The organism is Cryptosporangium phraense (genome assembly GCF_006912135.1).
Lineage (GTDB): Bacteria > Actinomycetota > Actinomycetes > Mycobacteriales > Cryptosporangiaceae > Cryptosporangium > Cryptosporangium phraense.
The window spans coordinates 24938-41739 of sequence record NZ_VIRS01000028.1 but is presented as its reverse complement, the minus strand read 5'-3'; the positions used below and the strand labels follow the sequence as shown (position 1 = coordinate 41739).

The 16802-nt window shown below is 70.9% G+C and carries 19 protein-coding genes; 12 read left to right on the top strand and 7 right to left on the bottom strand.

The window, feature by feature from the left end; translation table 11 throughout:
• Positions 1-2130, bottom strand: a complete 2130-nt coding sequence (gene tkt / locus FL583_RS30490; protein WP_142708320.1) for a transketolase — start codon at positions 2128-2130, stop codon at positions 1-3.
• A gap of 354 nt (positions 2131-2484) precedes the next feature.
• Here tkt and FL583_RS30485 point away from each other — a divergent pair, with 354 nt between their 5' ends.
• From FL583_RS30485 to FL583_RS30475, 3 genes are read left to right on the top strand one after another with little or no spacing between them, the layout of a single operon-like run.
• Positions 2485-3405 (top strand): heme o synthase, encoded by a 921-nt coding sequence (locus FL583_RS30485; protein WP_142708319.1) that lies wholly within the window; start codon positions 2485-2487, stop codon positions 3403-3405.
• Between the two features lie 37 nt (positions 3406-3442).
• A complete protein-coding gene (locus FL583_RS30480) occupies positions 3443-3715 on the top strand; it encodes a hypothetical protein (RefSeq protein WP_142708318.1) in 273 nt (90 codons plus the stop codon).
• A 2-nt stretch (positions 3716-3717) separates the two neighbouring features.
• Positions 3718-4647 carry an oxidoreductase gene (locus FL583_RS30475; protein WP_205752594.1) on the top strand — a complete coding sequence of 310 codons (930 nt, stop codon included), beginning with the start codon at positions 3718-3720 and terminating at the stop codon, positions 4645-4647.
• On the opposite strand, the gene FL583_RS30470 is transcribed toward FL583_RS30475, so the two are convergent.
• The 3 genes from FL583_RS30470 to FL583_RS30460 are packed head-to-tail and all read right to left on the bottom strand — an operon-like array spanning position 4637 to position 6719.
• A complete protein-coding gene (locus tag FL583_RS30470; RefSeq protein WP_142708316.1) occupies positions 4637-5194 on the bottom strand; it encodes a hypothetical protein in 558 nt (185 codons plus the stop codon). The genes FL583_RS30475 and FL583_RS30470 overlap by 11 nt on opposite strands.
• Positions 5195-5239: 45 nt before the next feature.
• On the bottom strand, positions 5240-5791 hold the full coding sequence (locus tag FL583_RS30465; RefSeq protein WP_142708315.1) for a hypothetical protein: 552 nt from the start codon (positions 5789-5791) through the stop codon (positions 5240-5242).
• A complete protein-coding gene (locus FL583_RS30460; RefSeq protein ID WP_142708314.1) occupies positions 5772-6719 on the bottom strand; it encodes a COX15/CtaA family protein in 948 nt (315 codons plus the stop codon). The genes FL583_RS30465 and FL583_RS30460 overlap by 20 nt, the downstream gene beginning before the upstream one ends.
• On the opposite strand from FL583_RS30460, the gene purU reads away from it, so the two are divergent.
• Positions 6718-7641, top strand: coding sequence for a formyltetrahydrofolate deformylase (gene purU / locus FL583_RS30455; protein WP_142708313.1), 924 nt, complete (start codon positions 6718-6720; stop codon positions 7639-7641). The two genes, FL583_RS30460 and purU, sit on opposite strands and share 2 nt — an antisense overlap.
• On the opposite strand, the gene FL583_RS30450 is transcribed toward purU, so the two are convergent.
• Positions 7638-8444: an AAC(3) family N-acetyltransferase gene (locus tag FL583_RS30450; RefSeq protein ID WP_420843223.1), complete on the bottom strand. Its 807-nt coding sequence runs from the start codon at positions 8442-8444 to the stop codon at positions 7638-7640. The genes purU and FL583_RS30450 overlap by 4 nt on opposite strands.
• 208 nt (positions 8445-8652) lie before the next feature.
• Between FL583_RS30450 and FL583_RS30445 the strand changes: the two genes are divergently transcribed.
• Genes FL583_RS30445 through FL583_RS30410 form a run of 8 tightly spaced genes read left to right on the top strand, consistent with a single transcriptional unit; the run spans position 8653 to position 15234 of the window.
• Positions 8653-9336 carry a helix-turn-helix transcriptional regulator gene (locus tag FL583_RS30445; protein ID WP_205752592.1) on the top strand — a complete coding sequence of 228 codons (684 nt, stop codon included), beginning with the start codon at positions 8653-8655 and terminating at the stop codon, positions 9334-9336.
• Positions 9337-9382: 46 nt separating this feature from the next.
• A complete protein-coding gene (gene sufB, locus FL583_RS30440; RefSeq protein ID WP_142708310.1) occupies positions 9383-10849 on the top strand; it encodes a Fe-S cluster assembly protein SufB in 1467 nt (488 codons plus the stop codon).
• A 55-nt stretch (positions 10850-10904) separates the two neighbouring features.
• Complete coding sequence (gene sufD / locus FL583_RS30435; protein ID WP_142708370.1) at positions 10905-12068, top strand: Fe-S cluster assembly protein SufD; 1164 nt, start codon at positions 10905-10907, stop codon at positions 12066-12068.
• On the top strand, positions 12065-12394 hold the full coding sequence (locus FL583_RS30430) for a non-heme iron oxygenase ferredoxin subunit (protein WP_142708309.1): 330 nt from the start codon (positions 12065-12067) through the stop codon (positions 12392-12394). The genes sufD and FL583_RS30430 overlap by 4 nt, the downstream gene beginning before the upstream one ends.
• A complete protein-coding gene (gene sufC, locus FL583_RS30425) occupies positions 12391-13155 on the top strand; it encodes a Fe-S cluster assembly ATPase SufC (protein WP_142708308.1) in 765 nt (254 codons plus the stop codon). Before FL583_RS30430 ends, sufC begins: the two co-directional genes overlap by 4 nt.
• On the top strand, positions 13152-14426 hold the full coding sequence (locus tag FL583_RS30420) for a cysteine desulfurase (RefSeq protein WP_142708307.1): 1275 nt from the start codon (positions 13152-13154) through the stop codon (positions 14424-14426). The genes sufC and FL583_RS30420 overlap by 4 nt, the downstream gene beginning before the upstream one ends.
• Positions 14423-14884: a Fe-S cluster assembly sulfur transfer protein SufU gene (gene sufU, locus FL583_RS30415; RefSeq protein WP_240746866.1), complete on the top strand. Its 462-nt coding sequence runs from the start codon at positions 14423-14425 to the stop codon at positions 14882-14884. The genes FL583_RS30420 and sufU overlap by 4 nt, the downstream gene beginning before the upstream one ends.
• Positions 14881-15234 carry a metal-sulfur cluster assembly factor gene (locus FL583_RS30410; protein WP_142708306.1) on the top strand — a complete coding sequence of 118 codons (354 nt, stop codon included), beginning with the start codon at positions 14881-14883 and terminating at the stop codon, positions 15232-15234. Before sufU ends, FL583_RS30410 begins: the two co-directional genes overlap by 4 nt.
• On the opposite strand, the gene FL583_RS30405 is transcribed toward FL583_RS30410, so the two are convergent.
• Complete coding sequence (locus FL583_RS30405; protein WP_142708305.1) at positions 15208-16425, bottom strand: MFS transporter; 1218 nt, start codon at positions 16423-16425, stop codon at positions 15208-15210. The genes FL583_RS30410 and FL583_RS30405 overlap by 27 nt on opposite strands.
• Before the next feature lie 29 nt (positions 16426-16454).
• Positions 16455-16763 (bottom strand): hypothetical protein, encoded by a 309-nt coding sequence (locus FL583_RS30400; RefSeq protein WP_142708304.1) that lies wholly within the window; start codon positions 16761-16763, stop codon positions 16455-16457.
• Positions 16764-16802 lie beyond the last annotated feature (39 nt).

The following is a 16802-nucleotide window of genomic DNA, read 5'->3' as shown; positions in this document are numbered from 1 at the left end:
TCAGTTGCCGGTCGGGCTGCCGGTGATGGCCCCGACCTTGGTGAGGCTGGCGTGCGCGGCCGCGACGACGCGGTCGGGAGTGAAGCCGAACTGCTCGTACAACACCGTGTAGGGCGCGCTGGCCCCGAAGTGCTCGATCGAGATGGACTCGCCGGCCTCGCCGACCAGGCCCCGCCACGACATCGCGATGCCGGCCTCGACGCTCACCCGAGCCTTGACGGACCGCGGGAGCACCGACTCCCGGTAGGCCTCGTCCTGCTCCTCGAACCACTCGAAGCACGGCACCGACACCAGCCGGGTCGGCGTGCCCTCGGCCTCCAGGCGCTTGCGGGCCTCGTCGGCGATCGCGACCTCGGAACCGGTGGCCAGCAGGATCACGTGCGGGGTACCGCCGCTGGCCTCGGCCAGCACGTAGGCGCCCTTGGCCGCGTACTCCACCGGAGCGTACTCGCCGGTCGTGCGGTCGAACGTCGGCAGGTTCTGCCGGGACAGGGCCAGCGCGGTCGGCCGGTCGGTGTGCTCCAGCGCCTGCTTCCACGCGACGACGGTCTCGTTGGCGTCGGCCGGGCGGACGACGTCGAGGCCGGGGATCGCCCGCAGCGCGGTCAGGTGCTCGATCGGCTGGTGCGTCGGGCCGTCTTCGCCGAGGCCGATCGAGTCGTGCGTCCACACGTAGATCGTCGGCAGCTTCATCAGCGCCGCGAGCCGGACGGCCGGGCGCATGTAGTCGCTGAAGACCAGGAATGTGCCACCGTAGGGGCGGGTGCCGCCGTGCAGTGCGATGCCGTTGAGGATCGAGCCCATCGCGTGCTCGCGGATGCCGAAGTGGAGCACCCGGCCGTAGGGACCGCCGCTGAACATCTTGGTCTGGCGGTCGGGCGGGAGGAACGACGGCTCGCCCTTGGGCGTCGTCAGGTTGGACTCGGCCAGGTCGGCCGAACCGCCCCAGAGCTCCGGCAGGGCCGGCGCGATCGCGCTCAGCGTGTCACCGGACGCCTTGCGGGTCGCGATGCCCTTGGCGTCGGCCGGGAACGTCGGGAGCTTGTCGGTCCAGCCCTCGGGCAGCGAGCGGGTCGCCATCCGGTCGAACAGCGCCTTGCGCTCCGGGTTGGCCTCGGCCCACTTCTCGAACTCGGCGTTCCAGGCCTCGTGCTTGGCGTGGCCGCGGGCCACGACCTCGCGGGCCCGGTCGAACGCGCCCTGGGGCACCTCGAACGTCTTCTCCGGGTCGAAGCCCAGGATCTCCTTGGTGGCCTTGACCTCGTCCACGCCCAGCGCGGCGCCGTGCGCCTTGCCGGTTCCCTGCAGGTTCGGGGCCGGCCAGCCGATGATCGTGCGCAGCTGGATGAACGACGGGCGGCCGGTCTCGGCCTTGGCCGCCTGCAGCGCGTCCCAGAGCGCGTGGACGTCCTCGTGGTACTCGCCGCCGGCGGTGAAGTCGAGCTTCTGCACGTGCCAGCCGTAGGCCTCGTAGCGGGCCGCGACGTCCTCGGTGAGGGCGATGTTCGTGTCGTCCTCGATCGAGATCTTGTTGTCGTCGTAGATCAGCGTCAGGTTGCCCAGCTGCTGGGTGCCCGCGATCGACGACGCCTCGCCGCTGATGCCCTCCTCGATGTCGCCGTCGCCGGCGATCGCCCAGATGTTGTGGTCGAACGGGCTCTGGCCGGCCGGGGCGTCCGGGTCGAACAGGCCGCGCTCGCGGCGGGCCGCCATCGCCATGCCGACCGCGTTGCCGACGCCCTGGCCCAGCGGGCCGGTCGTGGTCTCGACGCCCGGGGTGTGGCCGTGCTCCGGGTGACCCGGGGTCTGGCTGCCCCACTGGCGGAGCGACTTCAGGTCTTCCAGTGTCAGCGGGTAGCCCGACAGGAAGAGCTGGATGTAGAGCGTCAGGCTGGAGTGACCGGCGCTCAGAACGAACCGGTCGCGGCCGGTCCAGTTCGGGTCGGTCGGATCGTGCTTGAGCACCTTGTTGAACAACAGATAGGCCAGCGGGGCCAGGCTCATCGCGGTGCCCGGGTGGCCGTTGCCCGACTTCTGCACGGCGTCGGCCGCCAGCACGCGGACGGTGTCTACCGCCTTCGCGTCCTGATCGTTCCAGTCGAGTACTGCGTCATTCTCCGAGCTGCTCACAGGCGTGTCCCTCGTCCGAGTCCTTCTTCAGGACGGAATGCCGATCCGGCCGTGGGAGTTCCGCGACCGGCTCCTGCAAAAACCCTACCCACCCAGTGAGTAACGACGCGTCTCTGGATGGTGTCGCGTGAATGTCCTTCCGGTGCGGAAGACTCGTTCACCCCACTATTTTGACGATGGCCCGACCGTCCGGCGCGTCCCACCCACCCACAGCGTGTAGACGATTGGCGGCGGTCTATTCTGACCCGGGCGCGCCGTTCTGCGTCGCGCCGAAGGGCTGACCGGCGGAGCACGGTCGGAACGATCGGAAGGTGGACGGTCTGCTGTGACCCCCCGTATTGCGGCGGAGCCGTCGTGACTGCACAAGTGGAGGCGCCGGCCGGGTCCCGGCCGCCGCGTCTGAAGCCACTGGGTGTGGTCAAGGCCTACGTCGCCCTGACCAAGCCGCGAATCATCGAGACGCTCCTCGTGTCGACGGTTCCGACGATGCTCCTCGCCCAGCGTGGCATGCCCTCGCTGTGGCTCATCGTCGCCACCGTCCTCGGTGGCACGCTCGCGGCCGGTAGTGCGAACGCGCTCAACTGCTACATCGACCGCGACATCGACGAAAAGATGTCTCGCACCAAACGGCGTCCGCTGGCCCAGCACACGGTGGAGCCGCGCAGCGCGCTGATCTTCGGTGTCGCGCTCGGCGTGGTCGCGGTCGCGTTCCTGTGGTGGCAGACCAACGCGCTGGCCGCCGGGCTGGCGCTGGCCGCGATCCTGTTCTACGTCCTGGTCTACACCGCGGTGCTCAAGCGACGGACCAGCCAGAACATCGTCTGGGGCGGCGCGGCCGGCTGCATGCCGGTGCTGATCGGCTGGGCCGCGGTCACGAACTCGCTGAGCTGGGCCCCGCTGGTCCTGTTCGGCGTGATCTTCTTCTGGACGCCGCCGCACTACTGGCCGCTGGCGATGAAGTTCCGCAACGACTACGCCAAGGCCGGCGTGCCGATGCTGCCGGTCGTCGCGGCTCCCAAGGTCGTGACCGGACAGATCCTCGCGTATTCCTGGGCGATGGTGCTGTGCTCGCTGCTGCTCTGGCCGCTGGCCACGGGCTGGATCTACGGCGCGACGGCGCTGGTGCTCGGCGGCTGGTTCCTGGTCGAGGCCCACCGGCTGAACCGGCAGGTGCGGCGGGAGCTGAAGGTCAAGCCGATGCGGCTGTTCCACCTCTCGATCACGTACCTCACGCTGTTGTTCCTGGCCGTCGCCGTCGACGCTTTGATCTCGTAACGTGCGTACCGGCCCTACCGGTCGGTAACGTGTCGGCATGGCTGACATCGTCAAGCGGCTGCAGGGGTTCGCGTCGTCCCATGGCGGGGCGACCGCCGTCGTGGAGTACCTCGGGCAGAAGGGTGCCCGGGTCGTGCTCGTCGGGGCCGACGGCGCCTGGGGCGATCAGGTCGTCGCCGGGGGCGTCGAGGCGGCCACCGCGGCCTGCGCCGAGGCCGAGGTCACGGTCAAGGACGAGTGGGATCGCGACCTCGTCACCGGCATCAAGACCGGCCCGCCCGAGTGGAAATACATGGGCGGGAAGCACTAGTCGTGGCCCGCTGGACCGCGGCCGACATCCCCGACCAGACCGGACGCGTCGCGGTCGTCACCGGCGCCAACAGCGGCATCGGCTACCGCGCGGCCGAGGCGCTGGCCCGCGCGGGCAGCGCGGTCCTCCTCGCCTGCCGGAGCGCGCCCAAAGGCGCGGCCGCGCTCGACCGGCTGCGTGCGGCCGTGCCGGCCGCGGCCGGCCGGATCGAGGTCCGGCCGCTCGACCTCGCCGATCTCGACTCGGTCCGGGCCTTCGCGGACGCCACGACCGGGCCGCTCGACCTGCTGGTGAACAACGCCGGGATCATGAACGTGCCGACCCGGCACACGACCGCCCAGGGCTTCGAGGCCCAGTTCGGCACCAACCACCTGGGTCACTTCGCGCTGACCGGGCTGCTGCTGCCCCGGCTGCTCGAGCGGCCCGGGGCCCGGGTCGTGACGCTCAGCAGCGTCATGCACAAGTTCGGGTCGCCGTCGCTGCTCGACGACCCGCAGAGCGAGCGCCGCTACTCGGCTACCGGCGCGTACAACTTCTCCAAGCTCGCCAACGCCTGGTTCACGCTCGAGCTCGACCGTCGGCTCCGCGCCGCCGGTGCTCCGGTGGCCAGCCTGGGAGCCCACCCCGGCTACACCGCGACCAACCTGGTCACGACCGGCCCGGGGGCGAACGGGGCCACGCTGTTCACCGTGCTCTCGGCGGCCGCGACGAAGGTGATCGGCCAGTCGGCCGCGACCGGCGCGCTGCCGACGCTGCGCGCCGCCACCGATCCGGCCGCGGCGGGCGGCGAGTACTACGGCCCGGGCGGCCCGGGGGAGCTGCGCGGTCGCCCGGTGCGCGTCCGGTACACCGCGGCCGCCTACGACGAGCCGAACGCCCGCCGGCTCTGGGAGTACTCCGCCGACGTGACCGGCGTCCCGATCACGCTCTGACGGTCGGCCCGACCGCGGTCCGGCGGAGCGTCAGGAGGGCGGCGGCCAGCAGCACCGCGCCGGTCCCGAGCCCGGCGACCGGGTCGCTGCTGTCGTCGGCGACGGCCGCGGTCGCCCACGCGACCAGCCCGACGACGACGATCGCCGCGCCGGCCCACCCGAGCAGCGCCTGCCCCAGGAGCCGGGCGAGCGGCACGAAGTGCAGGCCGATCACGATCGTCGTGACCGCCAGCACCACGTCGGACGCGGGGCCGGTGAACCAGGCGGCCGCGGCGGCCACGACGAACTCGACCCCGACCAGGATCGGGGACCGGTGCCTGAACGTGGGGTCGGCCGGCTCGCCACCGGCCGGCGGCGGACCCCAGGCCCGCACCGCGCCCCAGCCCACGACCAGGAACGACGGCGCGATCACCAGGATCAGGGCCCACTCGTAACGCTCGGCCAGCCCGTCCCGCGCCCAGCCGAACCACACCGCGCCGAAGAAGCCCGCGATCACCGCGGCCAACCCACCACGTCTGCGGACGGTGCCGCCGAGGCTGCCGATCATCGGGCCATGGTGCCGGTCCCGGCCGGGGACCGTGGGGCGAATGAGTCAGTTCGGGGCGCGAACGCCGAAGAGCGTGAGAACACCGGTGACGAGCAGCGCCAGGCCGGTGCCGGTGCCGGCGACCGTGCTGCTGCCGGAGTCGGTCGCGAGCGCGACGACCGCCGCGCCGATCGCGACCAGCGAGATCACCACGCCGGAGATCTGCAGCAGCGGCTCACCGAAGAACCGGCCGAGCGGCACGAAGTGCACGCCGACGACCAGCGCGATCCAGGCCGCGATGTACTCGTCGTGGCCGGTGGCCCCGAGCAGGGCCGATCCGGCCCAGATGAGCACGACCTCGATCGCCACCGTGACGTAGTACTGCGTCCGCGTGCGGGCGACGGCCATGGGCGACGACCCGGACGGGCTCCGCACCGCCAGCACGACCCCGCCGACCGCGAGAGCGCCGCTCAGCACCGCGCCGACGATCAGCAGCGGGACGAGCCAGCCCGGCGGCTCGGCCTGAGCCCAGCCGAACCAGCAGGCCGCGAAGCCACCCTCGATCGCGGCCGCGATGCCCCGCCCGCGACCGCCCTGCTCAGGCCGTAAGTCGATCATTCCGCACCCGGAGGCTGAAGAGGACGTGGAGAGCGAACGCCCAGAGGATGGAGGCACCGAGCACGTGCGCGGCCACCAGGCCCACCGGGAGGTGCGTGAAGTACTGGACGTACCCGATCAGCCCCTGGGCCAGCTCGACGACGAGCAGCGCGATCACCGCGTTGCGGGCGGCCGGGACCCCGCGCAGCGCCAGCACGCCCCCGATCGTCAGCCCGATGAGCAGGAACACCGCGTCCGCGTGCAGCTGGCTGACCAGCGCCGGGTCGAACCCGGTCCGCGGGGCGTTCCCGTCGCCCGAGTGCGGGCCGCTCCCGGTCACCACCGTGCCGATGACGATCGTCGCGCCCGCGGCCACGGCGATTCCCCGGCCGACCCAGCGCAGCGGCGCCGTGACCCGCCAGTCGCGCGGCCCGTCGCCCTCGCCGGTGCGGACCCAGAACGCGTAGGCCGCGTAGATCAGGGCCATCGACACCAGGAAGTGCGCCGAAACCGTCCACGGGTTCAGCCCGGTCAGCACCGTGATGCCGCCGACGACGGCCTGGGCGACGATGCCGAAGAACTGGGCCAGCGACAGCCAGACCAGCGAGCGGCGCCGGGGCCGCTGGAGGAACACCGTGATGATCGCCGCGGCCACGATCGCCGACAGGACGAACGTCAGCAGGCGGTTGCCGAACTCGATGTAGCCGTGGATGCCGAACTCGGGCGTGTTCGTGTAGCTGTCGTCGGTGCACTTGGGCCAGGTCGGGCAGCCGAGCCCGGACGCCGACAGCCGGACCGCGGCGCCGGTGAGCACGATCACGATGTTGCCCACGACCGTCCCGAACGCGAGCCACCGGACCAGCGACGGCGCGTTCCGCAGCCGCTGGAACCAGGTCGGGTCCCGGTCCGGTGCTGCCGGCTCGGTAGCGGCGGCGGTCGCGGTACTCATGCGCGGCATTCTATGTGCCGTAGACGATCGGCTCCGAATCGCTCCGGGTAGCCTCCAGGCCGTGCCCGAATCGTCACCCCAGTACGTCCTCACCTTGTCTTGTGCCGACCGTCCCGGCATCGTCCACGCGGTCGCCGGCCGCCTCGCCGGTGCCGGTTGCAACATCCTGGAGAGCCAGCAGTTCGGCGACCCGTTCACCGGCCGCTTCTTCATGCGCGTCCACATCTCCGGTCCGGCAACCGGCAGTGCGGGGGACCTGCGGGACGAGTTCGCGCCGACCGCGGCCGAGTTCGGCATGGACTGGGGCGTCCACGACCTCGCGGTCCGCCCGCGGGTGCTGATCCTGGTGAGCAAGCTCGGGCACTGCCTCAACGACCTGCTGTTCCGCCGCGAGACCGGCGCCCTCAAGATCGACGTCCCGGCGATCGTCTCGAACCACTCGGACTTCGCGGCGCTGGCCCGCTGGCACAACGTCCCGTTCCACCACGTCCCGGTGACACCGGACACCAAGGACGAGGCCGAGGCGAAGCTGCGCGGGCTGATCGACGAACACCGGGTCGACCTGGTCGTGCTCGCCCGCTACATGCAGATCCTGTCCGACGACCTCTGCCGTGACCTGGCCGGACGCGCGATCAACATCCACCACTCGTTCCTGCCCAGCTTCAAGGGCGCCCGGCCGTACCACCAGGCTCACGCCCGGGGCGTCAAGGTGATCGGCGCGACCGCGCACTACGTCACCGGCGACCTGGATGAGGGCCCGATCATCGAGCAGGAGGTCGCCCGAGTCGACCACACCGACGGCCCGGACGAGATGGTGCAGAGCGGCCGGGACGTCGAGTGCCTGGCCCTCTCCCGGGCGGTCAAGTGGCACGTCGAGCACCGGGTGCTGCTCAACGGCGACCGCACGGTGGTCTTCCGCTAAGAGCTCCAGCCCGGCCGGTGCGCCGGGATCCAGGTCGACGCGAAGCGCGCGGCGGCGTCCAGAGCGAAGATCTTGGCCCGGGCCGACCCGACCGGGCCGGCCGTCACCTCGCCGGTGCCCGCGAACGCGGCGCCGAGCGAGGCGAAGTCCCGCTCGTCGGCCACGACGTCGACGTAGTGGGTCCAGCGACGCTCGCCGTCGGCGTCGAGCACCGCGCAGGCGAGCCGTTCCCGCGGAGCTCCGGCCGACCGGGCCTCACCCAGGTGGAACGCGGTGCAGGCGTGGTAGCCGGCGCCGAGCAGCAGCACTCTCGCACCGGCCGCCTCGAGCGCGGCCAGCGGCGACCGGTCTCCGAACCGGCAGTCGAGGTCGTGCCGGGCCATCAGCGCGCCGGCCGACGGGCCGAGCGCGGCGAACGACGTCTGCGGGTGGGTGCTGCGGACCGCGCCGGGCCAGGTCCGCAGCGTCTCGGGCAGCCAGCCCATGCCGTCGGTCGGCGTCCGGGCCGGGTCGAAGCCGGGCGCCTCGGCCCGGATGACGTCCCACCACTCGGCCGGCACGGCCGGCGCCTGCCACTCGGAGGGGTCGGAGTTGGTGCCGGTCTGGGTCGGGACGACGAGCGTGCCGGTCGGCCCGACCGCGTCGAGCAGAGCCAGGATCACCGCGTGTTCGCGCCCGGCGACCCAGCCCAGCGCGGAGACCGAGGTGTGGGTGAGGAGCACATCCCCGTCCCGGACGCCGAGGGCCCGAAGGTCGGCCGCGAGCGTCTTGCGGGTGCGCGGCGCCGGGGTTCGCGCGACCACGGTTGCCTCCCGTGCCGCGGGATCGGCGAGGCGTCCGGCGAGAACTGAAGTCACGGGCGCCATCGTGCCCCACGCGGGGAATGCTCACAGACCACACGATTATCGGGCGTGTCGTAGAAAGGTAAGGCTACCCTGCGTGACCGTGCTCACGAATACCCACGCGTAACCCGCGCTGGCCGGTCCGCCGGATATCCGCAACAATGATGTTGTGAAAAACGTCGAGCCGACCGTCGGGCCCACCGACGAGAGGACCCGTGACCGGGTCGGCCGACTCCTGCTCGAAGAAGGCGCGGCCACGGCCGCCGACCTGAGCGAGCGACTGGGCCTCACCCCGGCGGCCGTCCGCCGCCACCTCGACGCGATGCTCGCCGAGGGCAGCGTCGTCAGCCGGGAGCGGCCGGGCCGCGGCCCGCGGGGCCGCGGACGCCCGGCCAAGGAGTTCGTGCTCACCGACGCCGGTCGGGAGACGTTCCCGCACATGTACGACGACCTGGCCGCCGAGGTGCTCCGGTTCCTCGCCCGCCTGCACGGTGACGACGCGGTGGCGACGTTCGCCGCCGAGCGCGTGCGGGTACTCGAGGAGCGGTGCCGGGCGGCGATGGCCGACGCCGGTGACGATCCGCTGGCGCGGGCCGAGGCCCTGGCCGACGCGCTCTCCGCCGAGGGTTACGCTGCCAGCGCTTCGGCGCTGGCCGGCGGCGGGCAGCTGTGCCAGCACCACTGCCCGGTCGCCCAGGTCGCCGCGGAGTTCCCGCAGCTGTGCGAGGCCGAGACCGCGGTCATCTCGCGGTTGCTCGGCAGCCACGTCCAGCGGCTCGCGACGATCGCGCACGGCGACGGCGTCTGTACGACGCACATACCGGCGCCGCCGAGACCGAAAGAAGCAGTGTGAACCACGGCATTACCTGCACCTACACCCGTCCCGGGAGGACGTCCTCATGACCGCCATCACGCCCGAGAACCGCTCGGAGGCCGGCGCGCCTGTCGCTACCGTGCCGCTCACGCAGGACGAGCAGATCGCGGCGCTGGGCAACTATCAGTTCGGCTGGGCCGACACCGACGTGGCCGGCGCGGCCGCGACGCGTGGTCTGAACGAGGCCGTGGTCCGGGACATCTCGGCGAAGAAGAACGAACCCGAGTGGATGCTCCGCCGCCGTCTCCGGGGGCTGACGCTGTTCGGCAAGAAGCCGATGCCCGACTGGGGCGCCGACCTCGGCGGCATCGACTTCGACAACATCAAGTACTTCGTGCGCTCCACCGAGAAGCAGGCCCAGAGCTGGGAGGAGCTTCCGGAGGACATCAAGGCCACCTACGACAAGCTCGGCATCCCCGAGGCGGAGAAGCAGCGCCTCGTCGCCGGCGTCGCGGCCCAGTACGAGTCCGAGGTCGTCTACCACAAGATCCGGGAAGACCTCGAGGAGCAGGGCGTCGTCTTCCTCGACACCGACACGGCGCTCAAAGAGCACGAGGACATCTTCAAGGAGTACTTCGGCTCGGTGATCCCGGTCGGCGACAACAAGTTCGCCGCGCTGAACACCGCGGTCTGGTCCGGTGGCTCGTTCATCTACGTGCCGAAGGGCGTGCACGTCGAGATCCCGCTGCAGGCCTACTTCCGGATCAACACCGAGAACATGGGCCAGTTCGAGCGGACGCTGATCATCGTCGACGAGGGTGCGTACGTGCACTACGTCGAGGGCTGCACGGCGCCGATCTACACGTCGGACTCGCTGCACTCCGCGGTCGTCGAGATCATCGTCAAGAAGAACGCCCGGTGCCGGTACACGACGATCCAGAACTGGTCGAACAACGTCTACAACCTGGTCACCAAGCGGGCCGTGTGCCACGAGGGCGCGACCATGGAGTGGATCGACGGCAACATCGGCTCCAAGGTGACGATGAAGTACCCGGCCGTGTTCATGACCGGTGAGCACGCCAAGGGCGAGGTTCTCTCGATCGCGTTCGCGGGCGAGGGTCAGCACCAGGACGCGGGCGCCAAGATGGTGCACGCGGCCCCGAACACGTCGTCGACGATCGTCAGCAAGTCGGTGGCCCGGGGCGGTGGCCGGACGTCGTACCGCGGCCTGGTCCAGGTGCTCGACGGCGCGGTCGGCTCGAAGTCGACGGTGAAGTGCGACGCGCTGCTCGTCGACACCGTTTCTCGCTCCGACACGTACCCCTATGTCGACGTTCGCGAGGACGACGTGGCGATGGGGCACGAGGCGACGGTCTCGAAGATCAGCGACGACCAGCTGTTCTACCTGATGAGCCGGGGTCTCACCGAGGACGAGGCGATGGCGATGATCGTCCGCGGCTTCGTCGAGCCGATCGCCCGTGAGCTTCCGATGGAGTACGCGCTGGAGCTCAACCGCCTGATCGAGCTGCAGATGGAAGGCGCAGTCGGTTAATCAGGCCCCCCGAACTTCGAACGAAGGATCAAAGTAAGTGTCTAGCGATGCTCCTGTGCTCGCCGGAGCGCACAGTCACGGCGGCCCGGCCGATGGCAAGCCGCGGGCCAGCAAGGCCGTGGCTCTGCGGTCCTACGACGTGGCCGACTTCCCGCAGCTGACCGGCCGCGAGGAAGAGTGGCGGTTCACGCCGCTCGGCCGGCTCCGTGGCCTGCACGACAGCAGCGCCGCTCCGGCGCCGGACGGCACGCTCGACGAGCGCGCCGGCGCGCCGGACGGCGTCCGCATCGAGCACGTGAGCGCGGACGACCCGCGGGTCGGGAGCGCGCTGACGCCGTTCGACCGCCCCTCGGCCGACGCGTACGGGAAGGTGAAGACCGCGACCGTCGTCACGGTGACCGGCGTGGTGGACGAGTACGTGGTCCTCGACCTGACCGGCCGCAGCGCCGAAGGCGCGAGCTACCACCACACGGTGCTCGACATCAAGCCGAACGCCGAGGTCAAGATCCTCCTCGACCACGCGGGCAACGTCACGCTGGCCGACAACGTCGAGATCCTCGTCGGTGACAACGCCGGGGCGACGGTCGTGACCCGCACCGACTGGTCGGGCGACTCGGTTCAGCTGCAGCACCAGCGGGTGAAGCTCGGCCGCGACTCGCGGCTCACGCACATCCAGATCACGCTCGGCGGCGACCTGGTCCGGCAGTACACGTCGGTCGAGTTCACCGGCCGCGGCGGCGAGATCGACGCCTACGGCATCTACTTCGCCGACGCCGGCCAGCACCTCGAGCACCGGCTGTTCGTCGACCACTCGGTGCCCGACTGCCGGAGCAACGTCGTCTACCGCGGCGCGCTGCAGGGCGCGGACGCGCACACGGTCTGGGTCGGCGACGTGCTGATCCAGGACGAGGCCACCGGCACCGACACGTACGAGATCAACCGGAACCTGGTGCTCACCGACGGCGCCCGGGCCGACTCGGTGCCGAACCTGGAGATCGAGACCGGCGAGATCGTCGGCGCCGGGCACGCGAGCGCGACCGGCCGTTTCGACGACGAGCAGCTGTTCTACCTGCAGTCCCGGGGCATCCCGGCCGACGAGGCCCGGCGACTGGTCGTGCGCGGCTTCTTCGCCGAGATCACGCAGAAGATCGGCAACGACGAGCTGGTCGAGGCGATCACCAGCACGATCGACGCGCGGCTGGCCAAGGCGGGGGCATGAGCTACGTCCGCGCCTGTGCGGTGAGCGACGTCGAGGACGAGGGCGCTCTCGCGGTCGAGATCGACGGCGAGTCGATCGCCGTGGTCCGGTCCGACGGCGAGTTCTTCGCGATCCGCGACGAGTGCTCCCACGCGACGGTTCCGCTCTCCGAGGGCGACGTCGAGGACTGCACGATCGAGTGCTGGCTGCACGGCTCCCGTTTCGATCTGCGGTCGGGCAAACCCACCGGCCTGCCGGCCACGAAGCCGGTGCCCGTCTACCCGGTCCGGGTCGACGGCGACGACGTACTCGTATCTCTCACCACGAACCAGGAGTTCCCCCAGTGAGCACGCTCGAGATCCGCGACCTGCACGTCAGCGTCAACGCGGGCGAAGACAGCAAGCCGATCCTCCGCGGCGTCGACCTCACCGTGAAGTCGGGGGAGACGCACGCGATCATGGGGCCGAACGGCTCCGGCAAGTCCACGCTGGCCTACTCCATCGCCGGCCACCCGAAGTACACGGTCACCAGCGGCAGCGTCCTGCTCGACGGCGAGGACGTCCTCGCGATGACCGTCGACGAGCGGGCCCGGGCCGGCCTGTTCCTGGCCATGCAGTACCCGGTCGAGGTGCCCGGCGTCTCGGTCTCGAACTTCCTGCGCACCGCGGCGACCGCGGTCCGCGGCGAGGCGCCGAAGCTGCGCCTGTGGGTCAAGGAAGTCAAGGGCGCGATGGAGGAGCTGGGCGTCGACCAGTCGTTCGCCGAGCGCAACGTCAACGAGGGCTTCTCCGGCGGTGAGAAGAAGCGGCACGAGATCCTCCAGCTCGAGCTGCTCAAGCCGAAGATCGCGATCCTCGACGAGACCGACTCCGGCCTCGACATCGACGCGCTGAAGGTCGTCTCCGAAGGCGTGAACCGGGCTCGCGGCACCGGGGAACTCGGCACGCTGCTGATCACCCACTACACCCGGATCCTGCGCTACATCCGGCCGGACTTCGTGCACGTGTTCGTCGGCGGTCGGATCGTCGAAGAGGGTGGCGCGGAGCTCGCCGACGAGCTGGAGGAGTCGGGCTACGAGCGCTTCCTCGCCGCGGGAGCCACCTCATGAGCTACGACGTCGAGCTGATCCGGAAGGACTTCCCGCTGCTCTCGCGTCGCCTGCACGACGAGGGCGGCGCGGAGGGCGTTCCGGTCGTCTACCTCGACTCGGCGAACACGTCGCAGAAGCCGCAGGTCGTCATCGACACGATCTCCGAGCACTTCGCCCGGCACAACGCGAACGTGGCCCGGGCGGTGCACACGCTCGGCTCCGAGTCGACGCTCGCCTACGAGGGCGCCCGCGACACGATCGCCGAGCTGATCCACGCGCCGAGCCGCAACGAGATCATCTTCACGAAGAACTCGTCCGAGGCGCTGAACCTGGTCGCGTACTCGCTCGGCAACTCGGCCGGGCGTCCCGACGGCTCGGAGTTCCCGCTGGTCGGCCCGGGTGACGAGATCGTCATCTCGGAGATGGAGCACCACTCGAACATCGTGCCGTGGCAGCTGCTCTGCCAGCGCACGGGTGCGACCCTGCGGTGGTTCCGGATCACCGACGACGGCCGGCTCGACCTCTCCGAGCTCGACACGCTGATCAACGAGCGGACGCGGTTCGTCTCCTACGTCCACCAGTCGAACATCCTGGGGACGCAGAACCCGGTCGAGCCGATCGTGTCCCGGGCCCGGCAGGTCGGCGCGCTGGTGATGCTCGACGCGTCCCAGTCGGTGCCGCACATGCCGGTGAACGTGGCCGACCTGGGCGTCGACTTCATCGCGTTCACCGGGCACAAGATGGTGGGGCCGACCGGCATCGGGGTGCTCTGGGGCCGGGCCGACCTGCTCAACGACATGCCGCCGTTCCTCGGTGGCGGCGAGATGATCGAGACCGTCTCGATGGACGGGTCGACGTTCGCCGAGGTGCCGCACCGCTTCGAGGCCGGCACGCCGCCGATCGCCGAGGCCATCGGGCTCGGCGCGGCCGCGCGGTACCTGATGGATCTGGGGCTGGAGAACGTCCAGGCGCACGAGCACGCGCTGGTCTCGTACGCGTTGCCCCGGCTGAAGTCGGTTCCCGGGCTCACGATCGTCGGGCCCGACACGACCGAGGCGCGGGGCGGGACGATCTCGTTCTCGCTCGGCGCGATCCACCCGCACGACATCGGGCAGTACCTCGACGAGCTGGGCATCGCGGTCCGGGTGGGGCACCACTGTGCGCGCCCGACGTGTGTGCGGTTCGGAGTGCCGGCCACGACCCGCGCGTCTTTTTACCTGTATACGACCGAAGCGGAAATTGATGCGCTGGTCGACGGGTTGCATCAGGTCGTGAGGTTCTTCGGATGAGCGGGCTCTTTGGCGATCAGATGTACCAGGAGATCATCCTGGATCATTACAAGCATCCGCACGGCAAGGGTCTGCGTGACCCGTTCGAGGCGCAGGTGCACCACGTCAACCCGACGTGCGGCGACGAAGTGACGCTGCGGGTCCACCTGACCGACGGTGGCGTCGCCGACGTCTCCTACGACGGTGCCGGGTGTTCTATCAGCCAGGCGTCGGCGTCGGTGCTGCACGAGCTGCTCGTCGGGCAGTCGGTGGAGGAGGCGTTCTCCACCGTCGACACGTTCGTCGAGCTGTTGCAGTCGCGGGGCCAGGTCGAGCCGGACGAGGACGTGCTGGAAGACGCGGTCGCGTTCGCCGGCGTCGCGAAGTACCCGGCCCGGGTGAAGTGCGCTCTGCTGGCGTGGATGGCGTTCAAGGACGCCACGGCCCAGGCCGTGGCCAACGAAGGGGCACAGGCATGACCGAGCCGACCGCGGGCGGCGGAGCCGCCCTCGACATCGCGAAGATCGACGACGTCGAAGAGGCCATGCGTGACGTGGTCGACCCCGAGCTCGGCATCAACGTGGTCGACCTCGGGCTGGTCTACGGGATCCACGTCGACGACGCGAACATCGCGACGCTGGACATGACGCTGACGTCGGCGGCCTGCCCGCTGACCGACGTGATCGAGGACCAGACGCGGGCCGCGCTGGTGAGCGGTGGCCTGGTGGAGGACTTCCGGGTCAACTGGGTCTGGATGCCCCCGTGGGGCCCCGACAAGATCACAGACGACGGCCGTGAGCAGCTACGCGCGCTGGGCTTCAACGTCTGACGTATCGACGGTACGCACCCGCCGCCGGGCCACTACGAGCAGCCCGGCGGCCGGGATCAGCGCGGCCGACCCGGCGACCAGGGCCGCGCGCAGCGACCACCAGGTGCCGATCGCCCCGATCGCCGGGCCCCCGACGACCTGACCGGTCGCGTCGAACATGTCCCGGGCCGACAGGACCGTCGCCCGGACCCTCGGGTCCGTGCGCTCGACGAGCCAGGCGCTGAGCACCGGCGCGAACGCGGTCCGCGCCGCGGCCAGCGCGAGCGCGGCCCCGATCGCCAGCCCCACGTTCGCGGCCAGCCCGAACACGATCGTCGTCACGAGCAGCACCCCGACGACCCCGAGCAGCGTGCTCATCGTCTCCCGGCGACGGGCCGCCAGCACCTGGGTGACCACCAGCCCCAGCAGCGTCGCGGCGACGCCGAGGATGCTGAACCAGGTCGCGTCCTCGGGCCCGGGGAGCCGGAAGTTCTCGATCAGATGCGCGCCCCAGAGCCGATCGATCGCCTCGCTCCACCCACCGACCAGCGCCACCACCCCGAACACCAGCAGGAACGCCGGCCGCACCCGGATCAGCCCCCAGGCCGCCCGCACGGTCTCCGCCGCGCTGGGCTCGGCCTCGACGGTCGTGCGCGCCCGCTCGGACATGACGAGCGGCAGCGCAACCGCCAGCACGATCAGCGCCCCACCCCCGACCAGCAGCGGCAGGTTCACCCGCACCCCGGCCACGAACCCGCTGACCGCGGTGCCGATCAGCGTCCCGGCCAGGCCGGCCTGCGACCCCCGCAGATACACCCGGGCGAGCCCGTCCGTCCCCACCTCGCCGGCGATCCAGGCCTCCAGCACCCCGCTGACCAGCGCATACCCCAGCGCACCGATCACCTGGGCGGCCAGGATCCCGAGAAAGAACGGCAGCAGGCCCTCGACCACGCACCCGGCCCCGAGCACCCCGACCCCGGCCACCACGCAGGTCCGCGCGCTCCCGAGGTCGGCGAGCACCCCGGTCGGCAGCTGGAACGCGAAGTACGCGGCCTCCAGCGTGGTTCCGACCAGCACCAGCTGCAACGGGTCCAGCCCGGCCGCGTCCACCCGGTAGACGACGATCGTCGTGTAGACGAGCCCGGTGACCGCGGCCGTCGCGAACTGGATCCCCAGGAACACCCGGTAGGCCGGCACAGCGTCAGCAGACACCCCGGGGCAAGCGATTATCCGGCCGCCGATTATCCGGCCGCGAGGTCCACCGGCGTGGTCCGGCGCGTCTCGCGTCGCTGCCGGAGCCAGGCCCCGAGCGCCACCAGCCCGAGGCCGATCCCGTAGATGACCGCGTTGACGATCAGGTACGGCCACGGCGTGGCCCCGTCCGCGGAGAACGCGGCGGTGGAGCCGCGGACCCACTCCAGGGTCAGCGACGTGCTCTGGAAGGTGAAGACGAACGAGTGGACCGCGATGTAGGCGACGAACGCGGCGGCCCTCGACCGGACGAGGAAGCCGAGCGGCAGCGGCAGCAGGACGAGCAGGATGAGTTCCATGCCCCGGAGCGTGGCCCGGCGAGCCCTGCGCCGGCATCC